The organism is Streptomyces sp. N50 (genome assembly GCF_033335955.1).
Lineage (GTDB): Bacteria > Actinomycetota > Actinomycetes > Streptomycetales > Streptomycetaceae > Streptomyces.
Genome location: NZ_CP137549.1, coordinates 9021146 through 9033744 on the forward strand (window position 1 = coordinate 9021146; position 12599 = coordinate 9033744).

The 12599-nt window shown below is 72.0% G+C and carries 11 protein-coding genes; 4 read left to right on the top strand and 7 right to left on the bottom strand.

The window, feature by feature from the left end:
• Positions 1–10: 10 nt before the first annotated feature.
• A complete protein-coding gene (locus tag R2B38_RS40025) occupies positions 11–424 on the bottom strand; it encodes a Zn-ribbon domain-containing OB-fold protein (RefSeq protein WP_033280331.1) in 414 nt (137 codons plus the stop codon).
• 150 nt (positions 425–574) lie between these two features.
• Complete coding sequence (locus tag R2B38_RS40030; protein WP_078652379.1) at positions 575–1246, bottom strand: TetR family transcriptional regulator; 672 nt, start codon at positions 1244–1246, stop codon at positions 575–577.
• 178 nt (positions 1247–1424) lie between these two features.
• Between R2B38_RS40030 and R2B38_RS40035 the strand changes: the two genes are divergently transcribed.
• The 3 genes from R2B38_RS40035 (at position 1425) to R2B38_RS40045 (ending at position 4196) form a co-directional block, all read left to right on the top strand.
• A complete protein-coding gene (locus R2B38_RS40035) occupies positions 1425–2540 on the top strand; it encodes a substrate-binding domain-containing protein (protein WP_318020696.1) in 1116 nt (371 codons plus the stop codon).
• A gap of 80 nt (positions 2541–2620) precedes the next feature.
• Positions 2621–3460: a hypothetical protein gene (locus R2B38_RS40040; RefSeq protein WP_318021911.1), complete on the top strand. Its 840-nt coding sequence runs from the start codon at positions 2621–2623 to the stop codon at positions 3458–3460.
• A 76-nt stretch (positions 3461–3536) separates the two neighbouring features.
• Entirely contained in the window at positions 3537–4196 is a 660-nt protein-coding gene (locus R2B38_RS40045; RefSeq protein ID WP_318020697.1) for a peptidoglycan-binding domain-containing protein, read from the top strand.
• Between the two features lie 252 nt (positions 4197–4448).
• Here R2B38_RS40045 and R2B38_RS40050 read toward each other — a convergent pair whose 3' ends face one another.
• The 5 genes from R2B38_RS40050 to R2B38_RS40070 form a co-directional block, all read right to left on the bottom strand.
• Complete coding sequence (locus R2B38_RS40050; protein WP_019064417.1) at positions 4449–4823, bottom strand: hypothetical protein; 375 nt, start codon at positions 4821–4823, stop codon at positions 4449–4451.
• Positions 4824–5189: 366 nt separating this feature from the next.
• On the bottom strand, positions 5190–6110 hold the full coding sequence (locus R2B38_RS40055) for a MurR/RpiR family transcriptional regulator (protein ID WP_019064418.1): 921 nt from the start codon (positions 6108–6110) through the stop codon (positions 5190–5192).
• Positions 6111–6177: 67 nt separating this feature from the next.
• On the bottom strand, positions 6178–7911 hold the full coding sequence (locus tag R2B38_RS40060) for an ArnT family glycosyltransferase (protein ID WP_318020699.1): 1734 nt from the start codon (positions 7909–7911) through the stop codon (positions 6178–6180).
• A gap of 92 nt (positions 7912–8003) precedes the next feature.
• Positions 8004–9932, bottom strand: a complete 1929-nt coding sequence (locus R2B38_RS40065; RefSeq protein WP_318020700.1) for a phosphatase PAP2 family protein — start codon at positions 9930–9932, stop codon at positions 8004–8006.
• A 220-nt stretch (positions 9933–10152) separates the two neighbouring features.
• The gene (locus R2B38_RS40070) at positions 10153–11052 is read right to left on the bottom strand and encodes an N-acetylglucosamine kinase (RefSeq protein ID WP_318020701.1); all 900 of its coding nucleotides are present in this window, start codon (positions 11050–11052) and stop codon (positions 10153–10155) included.
• 284 nt (positions 11053–11336) lie between these two features.
• Here R2B38_RS40070 and R2B38_RS40075 point away from each other — a divergent pair, with 284 nt between their 5' ends.
• Positions 11337–12482, top strand: coding sequence for an ROK family protein (locus tag R2B38_RS40075; RefSeq protein ID WP_318020702.1), 1146 nt, complete (start codon positions 11337–11339; stop codon positions 12480–12482).
• Positions 12483–12599 lie beyond the last annotated feature (117 nt).

A 12599-nucleotide genomic window follows, 5' to 3' on the forward strand; every position in this document is an offset into this window, starting at 1 on the left:
CGGGGTGAGGTCAGTGCCAGGCGCGGTACGGCTCGTCGAGGAGCTGGAAGACCGGCTCGCCGCGCACCGGGTCCTTCGCCGTGGACAGCCGGACGCGGTCGCCGCTGTGGATGCCGATGGGTGGGCCTATGACCCGGCCGCGCACCACGAAGCCCTCGGCCATCTCGATCAGCGACACATTGCGGGCGGCGGGGGTGTTGCGGTGCACGACCGTGGAGTGGCGGACCGTGCCGGTGCCCTCGCTGCGCTCCGTGCGCAGGTCGCCGCCCTGGCAGACCGGGCACAACAGCCGGTGGTACATGGCCGTTCCGCACCAGGTGCAGCGTTGGAAGAGGATGGTGTCCCCGTCCGCCGTGGGCGGATCGAGGAGGCCCGCCGGGGAGCCGACTGCCGGACGGGTCGCGAATCCTGAGTGGTGGTACACGCTGTCAACTCCCTGCGCTCGGCCGGAATCCCGCGTGCGCGGCTGGGCCGGGCACGCACGTGCGCGGCTCGCCGTGCCACCGTGCACGACCTCAGCGTATGGCACTGAGTGCCAAGCGTAAAGACACTGCGTACCCTTTGCTTTACGGATTCAGCTGCGGCCGAGCGCGGTCTCCACCTCCTGGACGACACGCCACAGCGGGACCCCGCGCCGGGAGACGACCACGACGACGTCCTCGGGCCGCTGTTCCACGACGGGCAGTTCCGGGGGGAGCCCGAAGGCGGACTGCACATACCCCAGGGCGTGGTCCACCTCGGCACCCGCGTCGCGCTGCCCGTCCGAACGCAGCCAGGAACGCAGGGCGTTGTTGTGCGCCGCGACCACGGCGGCCGCGATCACGTCCGCCTGCAGGGTGCCGTCGCGCCGGCCGGCGAAGCGCCCGCGCAGATAGTCGGCGAGGGCGCGCTCGTAGCGCCACACGACCGACAGCTCGTACGCGCGCAGCCCCGGAACCTTCTTGGTGAGGCGGTAGCGCTGCACGGAGAAGGTCGGGTTCTCGTTGTACATCCGCAGCACGAGCCGGGCCGCGTCGCAGACCCGTCGTACGGGCTCGTGCTCGTCGCCGCCGGAGGCGAGGAAGGCCGTCATGTCGGCCAGGCAGCGCTCGTGGTCGGGGAAGACCACGTCCTCCTTGGACGGGAAGTAGCGGAAGAACGACCGCCGCCCGACCCCGGCCAGCGCCACGATGTCGTCGATGGTGGTCTGTTCGTAGCCCCGCTCCAGGAACAACTGGAAGGCGGCCGCCACCAGGGCGTCCCGCATGGGCGGCTTGGAGCTCATGGACGGGAACGTAGCACCAGGGCGGGAGGGATGGCACTCAGTGCGCTCCCGCCGGGGAACTGAGTGCCCTTGCCGATCTGGAGCGACCGATGCGATCAAAACGATCGACACGATCCGCGGCATAGAGTGACCGCGACCAGTTTCACCTTCAGGGGGACCCATGCGACCGCACGTCGACCAGCGCCATGAGCGGGTGCTCGAACTCGTCCGTGAGCGCGGCAGCCTGCGGGTCGCCGAGCTCGCGGCCGAACTCGGCGTCTCCGCCGTCACGTTGAGGCGTGACGTGGAGGCGCTGGCAGGCCAGGGGCGGGTGCACCGGCTGCACGGCTCGGTGGTGTGGCCGGGCGGCGGGAGCACCGTCGGGACGCGGGCGGCGCGGAAGAAGTCCGCCGAGTCCACCGCGTCCGCCGAGGGCGTCGTGATCGGAATGATCGTGCCGACCACCGCCTCGCTCTTCGCCGACATAGTGCGCGGCGCCCGCGAGGCCGTGGGAGCACAGGGTGGCCGACTCGTCCTCGGCGTCTCCGGATACGTCGACACGGAGGACGCCGTCCAGGCCGCGCACCTCGTCGCGGGCGGCGCCGAGGGGCTGCTCGTCGCGCCCAGTTGGTCGGGCGGTGTCCCCGTCGGCGGCCAGGAACAGTGGCTCCTCGACCGGGGTGTGCCCACCGTCCTGGTCGAACGCTCGGCCCCGCCCGGCAACCCCGCCGCAGCCCTGGACCGGGTGCGCACCGACCGCGCGCACGGAGCCGCTGTCGCCGTCGGCCACTTCGCCGCCCTCGGCCACCGCAGGATCACGGCCGTACTCCAGGAGGGCCCGCACGCCGAGCGGATCCTCGCGGGCTACGAGTCGGCCGTACGCTCCCTCGGTCTCGACGACGCCCGGGGTGCCCCGTCCGTGCGCGAACACGGCGACTACGAATCGAGCGTGGACTACCTGGTCGACGCGGTCCGCGAGCGCGGAGTCACCGCCGCCCTCGTGCACAGCGACGAGGACGCGATCGTGCTCGTGCCCCGGCTCCGGGCCCGCGGCATCCGCGTCCCGGACGACCTGGCGCTCATCGCCTACGACGACGAGGTCGCCCCGCTCGCCGACGTACCGCTCACCGCCGTGGCCCCGCCGAAGCGAGCGGTGGGGGAGGCGGCCGCGAGACTCCTTCTGCAACGGCTCGCCGAGCGCGCGACCGGCTGCCGGCCGACCCCGCGTCAACACGTCGAATTACTCCCCGAGTTGAGGATCCGCTCGTCCTGCGGAGCCAGAGCGCTCGCCCGTTGACCGCGGGCCGACCGTTTTGATCATTCCGCGCGAACGCTCTCGGTGAACGCACTCGACCAAGGAGAACCGGCATGCCCTCCATCCCTCTCGCCCGCCCCCGCATCCTGTACGTCACCGACCTGACGTACCCCGCGCGCGGGCGCCGCTACTGCGACGAGGACATCGACCTGGCCTCCCGGCTGCGCGAGGACTTCGACCTGGCGCTGTGCCATCCGCTGGACGCCGCCGCGCTGATGGACGGCTTCGACGCGGTCGTCGTCCGCAACAGCGGGCCCGTTCTCGGATATCAGGCCGAGTACGACGCGTTCCGCGAGCGCGCGCTCCGCACCGGGGCCCGGGTCTACAACCAGCTCTCGGGCCGGGCGGACATGGCGGGCAAGCAGTACCTCCTCGACCTGAGCGCCGCCGGGTTCCCGGTCATCCCGACCGTCGACCGCGTCGAGGACCTGGACCGGCTGCCCCGCACGGACCGCTATGTGGTCAAGCCCAAACGCGGCGCCGACTCCATAGGGCTGGAGATCGTCCCGGCCGACCGCCTGCCCGCGCTGGCCGACGGGAGCGTCCTCGTCCAGCCGTGCGTCGACTTCTCGTACGAGGTGTCCTTCTACTTCGTCGACCACGACTTCCAGTACGCCCTCTACGCCCCGGACACCGAGAAGCGCTGGCAGCTCGAACCCTACGAACCCGCCGCCGCGGACCTGGAGTTCGCGCAGCGGTTCGTCGACTGGAACGGCATCGACCACGGCATTCAGCGCGTCGACGCCTGCCGCGCCCCGGACGGCGAGCTGCTCCTGGTCGAGCTGGAGGACCTGAACCCGTACCTCTCCCTGGACGCGCTCGACGACACCCGGCGGGACGCCTTCGTCGCCGCGCTGAAGGCATCCCTGCACCGGTTCGTGCGAGCGGTGGGGCCGAGCTGAACTCCGGCGGCCGTGCGCGCGTATCTCTCCAGGGGGATGGCGGACATCCGTGCGCGCGGAACGGAAGGAGAGCAGTGTGTCTACACCGCCCGAACCGGGATCGTCGCCTGGCGGCCCGGTGCTGGAACCCGCCCGAGTCCTGCGCCGCCGCCGCTCCGACAACCTCGCGGAGCTGATGCGGGAGCCTCGCCGGGACTCCTCCGTCTTCGAGTCGGTGCCGGTGCCCCGGCCGTTCTTCGGCTCCGAGGCCGAGACACAGGAACTCCCGCCCGTACCCAGCGAGTTGCACCCGCTGCCGACCACCGCGGGTCCCTTCGGACCAGGCCTGCGCCGGGCCGCGATCGTGGTCGGTGTGAGCGCCGCGGCGCTGGTCGGCTTCGCCTGCGCCCTGCTGCTGCCGGGCAGGGGGGAGGCCAGTACGGCCCAGCCGGTCAGCACGCCGACTTCGGTGGCGTCCGCCACGGCGACCACCGCAGGGACCGCCGATCCGGACGGCGCCGGCACCCTCCGCGAGGGCGACAGCGGCCCCCAGGTCAAGGAGCTGGAGCAGCGCCTCCTGCGCATCCCCAACGTCTACGAGAACGGCTCGACCAGCGGCCAGTACGACGCGACCCTCACGGCCGCGGTCGCCCGCTTCCAGCTCTGGTACGGCATCCGGGGCGACGAGAACGGCGTGTACGGCGACGACACCCGCAAGGACCTGGAGTCCCGCACGACGCTCGACGACGGGCAGTAGGCGAACGGGGTTCCGAACGCGGGCAAGGCCTGCGGAAAGTGCGGTGCTGACGGGGCCGTTGGGCCTCATCATGGACAACGCGGCGCCGCAGGTCGGCGGCGTCGTGCCCGCTGCGAACCGAAGGCCACGCCGATGAGCGGCTCCCGCGTCCCTGGTCTGATCCTGCCTGGAGTCCTGCTGCTCGCCCTCGTCGTGGGCGTGTTCTGGTACTGGCGGCACCGCGACGACGACTGACCCCGACCGGTGGCCAGGTCAGCGTCCGGTGCTGTGCCCGACCAGCGCCTCGGTCACGGCCCGCACGCTGCGCGCGATGTGCTGGAGCTGGAGGACCTCGGCGGCGTACAGCTTGATGGTGTGCTCGATGACCGACTCGGGCAGGCCGATGCCGGGCAGGTCGGCGCGCGCGGTCTGCAGGGCGGTGCGGGCCACCCGGATCTCGTGCTGGACCTGGATCTGCGCGTGGCGGGCGAGCAGGACGGGGTGGCGGATGAACGCGGGGTAGCTGGCGTAGCGGGCCGGCACCAGCTCGCGCAGCCACTTGGCCGCCGAGCGCTCCCAGTCGTAGCTGCCGGGTGTCTTGACCTGACAGGGCCAGTCCTGGCTGATGCGCGTGGTGGTCAGTTGCATGTCATCGCTTCCCGGTGTGCGGCGTCGCGGGGGTGGGTCGACGGTATGAGGCGGCCCCGGCCCAGGGGATGACCGAGGCCGCCTTGGGCGCTCGCGCAGGCGATGCCCTACCGAACACGCCCGGCGCCGACGCGGGTAGGAGACGGCGGCAGGGCGTGCTCGTGAGAGGGCCCCGGGAAGCAGGTGTCGCCGGCGCGGCGGGTCGAGCGGAGGTGCGCATGGGCGGACCGGGCTTTCTCGGGGCGGGTGCGATCCGTGAGCAGTATTTATATATGCCGTCCGCTTTGCAAGGCGTATGAAAACATTCATGCGCGAAAAGGGCGTAATCGTCCCAGTGCGCATACCTATGAGGGGGGGAGTGGCGGGTCAGTCCCGCATGAAGAACTGGTGCTGCTCGGCGATCTGCTCGTAGTCCTCCAGGCGGGCCTGGGTCCGCTCCGGATCGGCGTCCGTCATGGCCTGGAGCAGCGCGGAGGCCATCACCCCGGGGGCCGCATACGAGTCGAAGACCAGGCGGGAGCCGGTGCCGGTGGCGAAGGTGACGTCGGCCTCGTCGGCCAGCGCGCCGAGCGCCAGATCGGTCACGAGGGCCACCTTGAGCCCGGCGCTGCGCGCCACCCGGAGCGTCGTGAGCGTCTCGTGCGCGTGCCGGGGCATGTCGAACGCGAGCAGCCAGGTGCCGCCCGCCTCCCGGGACTGCAGGATCGCGTCGTAGGCGACGCTGCCGCCGCGGGTCACCAGCCGCACATCGGGGTGGATCCGGCGCGCCGCGTAGGCGAAGTACTCGGCGAGCGAGACGGAGATGCGCAGGCCGAGGACGGTCAGCGGGGTGGACGCCGACAGTTCGCGGCCGACCTCGATCAGCCGGTCGGGGTCGGCGAAGTCCCGGCGCAGGTTCTCCAGGTTCGCGATCTCGGCGTCGACCGCGGCCTGCAGTTCGTTGCTCCGGTTCTCCTCGGCCGCCGGGCCGCCCGCAAGGGTGCGCAGGGCGATCGCCTGCAGCCGCTCCCGTAGCGCCGGGTAACCGCTGAAGCCGACCGCCGCGGCGAACCGGGTCACCGAGGGCTGGCTGACGCCGACGCGCTCCGCGAGATCGGTGATGGAGAGGAACGCGGCCTCGGTGATGTGCTCGATCAGGTACTGGGCGATGCGCCGCTGGCCCGGTGACAGTCGTGGCCCGTCGAAGAGTTCCCTGAGTTGGGACGTCGGTGCCGCGCCGACTTCCGGGTCGGTTTTTCCCGAGGTGATCACGGATGCCTGGGCGCGTGCCTGCTGCGGCGATGGCACCGGTGCGCTTCCTTTGTCTCCCACAGCCACTGAACATAGCTCACGGAGCGTTGTGACCAGAGGGTGATCAGCGCCGGTAGATCGTGATCGAATGACCGACTTGATCGATCGGACGGCTGCTGTCGATCAACTCGGCCAGTTCTCCCCGGGCTTTGTCGATCGCGGTGTCCGAGACGACCAGCAGCCCGTGCACGTCGCGCACCCCTGCCTTGCGCGGATCGGACGACTCGATGCCGTAGTACGACGGCACACCACTGCCCTTGTAGACGAGCCAGACCCGCTCGCCCGCGTACCGCTCGTGGAGCCGGTCGGCGAGGCGGCCGAGGTCCTGGCCCCAGTCCACGTTGGAGTCGTGCAGCCGCAGATAGGTCTTGGACGGACCGCCGAACGCCTCGTTCGAGTACGGCAGATAGTAGGGAAACGTCCGCAGCGAACTCACCGCGACGAACGCCACCAGCACCCCCGCGGACAGCGGAGCCCACCGCCACCACGACCGCAGCGCCGGCACACAGGCCGCCGCGACCGCCAGGAACATCGGCACGAAGATCGCGTACCGAGTGCCGAAGTCCCGCGAGCCGTCCATCGCCGTGGCCAGCAGCACGGCCGTCGGGACCAGCAGATACGGCGCCGCGGGCCGCAACCGCCGTACCGCCACCAGCGCGACGGCACCCGCCGCCCACAGGACGATCATGCCGAGCGGGGTCTTCACCATCAGGGCCACCGGCAGGTAGTACCAGTGCGACCCGGTGTAGAGGTGCCCGAACAGGAAGCCCTGCCACGGGTAGTCCTCCATGCCGAACTGGATGAGCATCCCGTCCCGGAACGCGCGCGGGAACGGCAGCAGCGGCACCAACTGCCCGCGCAGCCCGTCGATGACCGGCACCGGCTCCGTCGACGTGAACCGCAGCTGCGGATCGACGACGAGATACGACGCCCATACGACGGCCAGCGCCACCACGGCCGGCACGGCCGCGCCCGCGGCTCCGAGCGCCAACACCCGTAGCCGGGCCGCGCGTTCGGCCGGGCGGCGGGCGGACCACACCGACGCGACGGCGAGCAGCATGAGGACGGGGACGGCGGGCAGGGCACTCATCTTCGTGGCCACGGTGGCCCCGAGCGCGGCCCCGGCGAGCGGCAGATACAGCTTCGGGCGCCGTCGGGCCCGCCACAGCAGCCACACCGACGTCAGCAGAAAGCCGGCCTCCGGCACGTCGAGCGTCGCCAGCGAGCCGTGCGCGATGACATCGGGCGAGAACGCGTACAGGGCGAGCGCCACCAACCCCCGTGCCGGGCCCACGAGTTCGCGGGCGAAGGCGAACACGACCAGCCCGAACAGCAGGGTCAGTACGATCACCGGGAGCCGGGCCCAGAACATCAGCCGCCAGGGGTCGTTGCCCGACTCGTACAGCAGGTGGCGGCCCAACGCCCCTTGGTCGCCCTGGTAGTCGGTGTCGAAGTGCGGGTCGGCGAGCGCGATTCCGGCGGCGATCACCAGCTTCCCGAGGGGCGGGTGCTCGGGGTTGTAGTCGAGGCTGTGCTCGCGCAGATAGACGGTGGCCGTGGCCACGTACACCGGCTCGTCGATGGTCGGCGTCTGCTGCACGGCGGTCGTGATCATCACGGCGGCCATCTGTGCGAGGAGCACCACCACGAGGACGGGCAACAGCCACCGCTTGCGGCGCCGCAGTCCGGCGTAGAGGCGTGCCGACCGCGAGCCCTCGGCGCGCGGCGGCGATTCCCCGCCACCGCCGTCGTCGAGGGTGTCGGGGTCGAGGACCGAGTGCTGTTCGCGCGCCATCATCCGCCCTGCGGTGAGGCCGGCCGCGCGGTGGCGGGAGCGGGCCGGGGCCGTTTCATGGCCCTACTGTCGCACCGCTCCCGCCACCAGGGGCGTCACCGCTTCAGGAGTCGTACCGACAGACCTTCCGCCGTATACACCGGTACGGCCCGCAGCTTGTCCGAGTTCACCTTGACGCTGTCGAACTGGCCGCGCAGCGAGGACGCGCTCAGGACCCGCACCGTGGAACCCGCGACCGGCGGGTGCCCGGCGTCGAACTGGAGGGACAGCGTGCTGCCCCTGCCGAGGGTCGCGCGCCGGGTGACCTCGACGGCGGGCTGGTGGCCCGAGCGGAGCGTGACCTCCAGCGTGGCGGACTGCTGGGTGAGGCTGCCGTGGATCTGCACGGACTCGGAGACCCGCAGCGCACCGCCGAGCACGCTCACGTCACCGTGGCCCAGCGCGTGCGGCGAACCGGCCACCAGCGCACCGGACTTGAGCACGGTCCCGCCGGTGTAAGCGTTGTGCCCGGTCAGGGTGAGCGTGCCGGTGCCCTGCTTGGTCAGGCCGCCGCAGCCGTCGATGTCGTTGCGCCAGGCGTCGGCCGCGCCGAAGCCGCCGGCCGCCGCGTCGAGGGAGACGACGACGTCGGACTCGAAGGAGCCGTAACCGTCCGCCGCCGCGAAGAGGTTGAGGCGCCCCCACTGCTCAAGGCCGTCCAGCAGGACGTACCCGGACGGCAGCGCGGTGGTCCGCAGCACCTCGCGTCGCTGGGCCGCGGAGAGGTACGGCAGCCGGGTCTCCAGCAGGACCTCCGCGCCCTTGGGCACGGTCAGCGGCTTGTCACGGCCGCTGCGGGTCAGCACGTAGGTGAACTTGGGCTCCACCAGACGGGAGTTGGCGGTCCGGTCCGCGTAGGGGTCGGTCGCGGTGGTCGCCGAGTGGGCGTACGCGTAGAGGGTGTCCGCCGTCGTGCCGGTCTTCGCCTCGAAGTAGGCGAGGGCCTGCGCGCGTGCGGCCGCCTTGAGTTCGGCGTTGGCCGGGTCGGCGAGGGTGGCGGCGGCCAGCGCGGTGGCCATGATGCGGCCGCCCATCACGTCGACCGTGGAGTGCATGCCGGCCATGATCCGGGTGTGGCTCAACTCCAGGGTGCGGGTGACCAGTTCCTGGAAGCGCTCCGGTACGGCGTACGCGTAGGCGAGGCCCGCCAGGTGGAAGGCGTTGGTGTGGCCGCTGGGGAAACCGCCGTCGTCGACCGGTGACGTGCTGCGCTGGCGCAGGAGTTGGGGTGCGACGATCACCTTGGAGTCGTAGACCGGGTAGCCGAGCGCGTCGACCTTGCCCGTGTCGACGACCTCGCTCTTCTCGTTCATGCGCCACGGACGCGGGTACTGGTAGGCGTACTTGCCCGGGTTGCCCGAGGCGTAGTTGCCGCGCAGGGTGTCGACCAGTTCGGCCACCTTGCCGAGCGCGGAGTCGTGCGAGCCCGCGCCGAGCGCGGCACCGGCGGGCGCGTCGGCCGGGACGGCGTCGTTGATCGTGGTGGCGGGCGTGCCGTCGGGCGCGCTGGTGATCGAAGTGACCGCCAGGGCACCGGACTTGTAGAGGTCGGCCAGCGGGCCGAGGCCCGCGATCATCGCGTAGCTCTGGTGCTGGCGGTCGTAGAGGAACGCCTCCTTCGCCTGGGCCTCGGTGCGGTGGGCGGTGAGGTCGACGCAGTACCGCATGTTGGCGCGCAGGATCTCGGGGCGCAGTGGCGTGCCGGTGTTCCAGGCGGCGCCGGTCTTCCATATCTGGGCCATGCCGCCGAGGATCCGGACCACGGCGTTGGTCTCGGGCGTCAGGTTCGCGATGACGTTCGTCTTGTAGTCGTCGACGAACGCGAGCGGAGCCGTGGCGGCCTTGGCGTCCGCGGTGGCCAGCCAGCTGACCAGCGTGGGCGCGGCGACCACGGCGGCCGAGGCGCCGAGCGAGGTCTTGAGGAAACCACGTCTGTTCACGGCGGGTCGAACGGCGTTCGTGCGCTGCCCGGCGGGTGACGGCATGGGTGTGCCTCTCTTGAGTTCTACGGCCGATGAGGCCGGCGAGGTCGTGCGACCAGGGAGGGGGTCGTGCGATCGGCTGTGGTTCGGGGTGCACCGTACGACGTGGGAAAGCGCATACGTCAACTGGTGCGTACGTGCGAAGATTTACGGTGGGCCGTGTCCCGTCGGAGGGGGTTCGGCGTCCACGACATGACCCCCGGGTGAACGGGGGCCGTGCGGTTCACAGGATCGATCGGGCCAGTGCCACCGCGCCCTCGACGGGCGGCACCTGGATGGGCCACGGACGCGCCCCCGGCACCCGCTCGGCGAGCGCTGCGGTGAGGGCGTCGTACAGGCGGGGCTGGGCGAGGACGGTGCCGCCCGAGACCACCACGTCGTCGACGGGGACGCCGCGTTCGGCGAGCCGTACGACGAGCGCGGCGAGGGACCGGCCTGCCTCCGCTATCACCTCGCGCGCGAGGAGCGAGCCCGCGTCGGCCGCGGTGAAGACGACACGGGCGTGCCGTCCCCAGTCGGCGGAGACGTCGGAAGCGCTTTCCAACGCGGCGCCGAGTCCGGGCACTTCGGCCACACCGAACGCCTCGACGAGTCCCAGGGCGAGTTCGTCCGGGGCCTCGCCGCGGTCGTGCGCGGCCCAGGCGGCGCGGGCCGCCTCGCGGACGAGGCCGGCGGCTCCGCCCTCGTCACCCAACACCGCTCCCCAGCCGCCCACTTGGAGTCGGCCGCCGTCGGCGAGCAGGCCCACCGCGACGGAACCGGTGCCGGCGACCAGGCCGACGCCCTTGTCCAATCCGGCGGCGGGAACGAGCAGTTCGGCGTCGCCGACGACCAGGACGGGCACCTTGAGGCGTTCCTCCAGCGCGGCACGGATCTTGGCGCACTGGCGGGGTGTCTCGCAGGCGTGCCCGCCCACGGCGACCGCGGACGGTCGCGCGGGTGCGGGCAGGGCGTCATGGACGAGCGCGGTCAGCCAGTCGGCGGCGGTCGCGGGGTCGTGCGGCCGCCAGCCGCTGCTCGCACGGATGTGGTCGGCGACGACATCCGGGCCCGCGCACGCGCGCAGATGTGTCTTGGTGCCACCCACGTCGATGCCGACCACGAGGGGCGTGAAGTCCTGCACGGAACCTCTTTCGTCGTTGCGCAGTGCTGCGACGGCTGGGCGAACCGTGTCCGGGGGAACGGCAGTTCAAGCACTAGGGAAGCCCCGGGACGGGCTTCTGACGGACCACGGCAGGCGAGTACCGTGACGTTCGTTAGGAAGTTAACTAACGAAGTACAGTGCGTCAAGACTCATCGCGAACTCGGTCACAGGGACCGTTGTCCGGGTCCGCGTGACGTCAGGACATCCCATCGCCGCATCCCACGGACACCTACCGGGAACGCGGCCTGTGAACTGGGGGAAGTGTGGAACACGTCGTGGCGCGGGCGGCCCGGCTGACCGAGAGCGCGAGCGCGGTGTTCGAGGTGCTGGCGAGAGCCGGCAGCGCGACCCGGCCGCAGCTCGCCGGCCTGGCCCGCCTCTCCAAGCCGACGGTGTCCTCCGCCGTCGTGGAGCTGGAGAACGTCGGGCTCGCCGCCCACTCCGGCACCGCCTCCGGCGGCACGGGACGCAACGCCGCCGTCTACCGCCTCGGCCCGGCCGCAGGCGCCGTACTCGCCGTGGACCTCGGCCCCGCCCTCACCCGGGTGCGCGGCTGCGCCCTCGACGGCACCCTGCTGGCCGAGGCCACCGGCTCCCGGGAGGACGCCGCCGACGCCGTGCGCGAGGCCCTGGGCGCGCTGCCCGCCGGCACTCCGCTGCGCACGGTCGTCGTCGCCGTCGGTGACGTCGCCGCGCGGGACCGGGCGGGCGCGGGCATGCGTCCCGCGACCGCCAAGGCGGGCCCGGTGTTCGACGCCATGACGGTCGCCCTGCCGCCGGGCGTGCCGGTCCACCTGGAGAACAACGTCAACTGCGCCGCCCTCGCCGAACTGCACGAGGGCGCCGCCCGGGGCCGCACCACCTTCGGTTATCTGCGGATCGGCGTCGGTATCGGTCTCGGCATCGTCGTCGGCGGCCATGTGCTGCGCGGCGCGAACGGCGCGGCCGGTGAGCTCGCCCGGCTGCCGTACCCCTGGGACGACGCCGTGGAGCCGCGCCGTGAGGCCCTGGAGGAGTACGTGGGCGCCCGCTCGCTGCTGCGCCGGGCGGCGGCCGCCTGGCCGGACACCGGGGAGCCGTGCCCCGGCAGCGCGGACCAGCTCTTCGCCCTGGCCCGGCAGGGACACGGCACGGCGAGCGCGCTGGTCGGCCGGCACGCCGCCGACGTGGGCCGGCTGGCCGCCGCCGTGGCCGCCGTACTGGACCCGGGACTGATCGTCCTCGGGGGCAGCACGGGCACGGACCCGCAGCTCCTGCCCGGTGTGCGGACCGAGCTGGGGCGGCTGAGCTGGCCCACCGACGTGGTCAGCAGCACGGTCGGTGATCTCGGCACCGTGGTGGGCGCCGCCCGGCTCGCGGTCGCCAGAGGAGTCCAAACCGTGACCGATGGTGCGGGGGCGAAGGATTGACGGCCTCCGACTTGGTCTGCCAATGTCCGGACAAGCGCTTTCTAAGTCGGTCGGGACACCGACTTGGGGTGAGCCTTCTCAGCCCGTACGTGACGTACGGCAACCGCACGAGGGTGT

What these genes read in the sequence shown, in the direction of transcription:
- R2B38_RS40030 (WP_078652379.1), bottom strand. Translation starts at nt 1,246, where the DNA reads ATGCGGGACGCCCTGGTGGCGGCCGCCTTCCAGTTGTTCCTGGAGCGG.
- R2B38_RS40035 (WP_318020696.1), top strand. Translation starts at nt 1,425, where the DNA reads ATGCGACCGCACGTCGACCAGCGCCATGAGCGGGTGCTCGAACTCGTC.
- R2B38_RS40050 (WP_019064417.1), bottom strand. Translation starts at nt 4,823, where the DNA reads ATGCAACTGACCACCACGCGCATCAGCCAGGACTGGCCCTGTCAGGTC.
- R2B38_RS40060 (WP_318020699.1), bottom strand. Translation starts at nt 7,911, where the DNA reads ATGATGGCGCGCGAACAGCACTCGGTCCTCGACCCCGACACCCTCGAC.
- R2B38_RS40065 (WP_318020700.1), bottom strand. Translation starts at nt 9,932, where the DNA reads ATGCCGTCACCCGCCGGGCAGCGCACGAACGCCGTTCGACCCGCCGTG.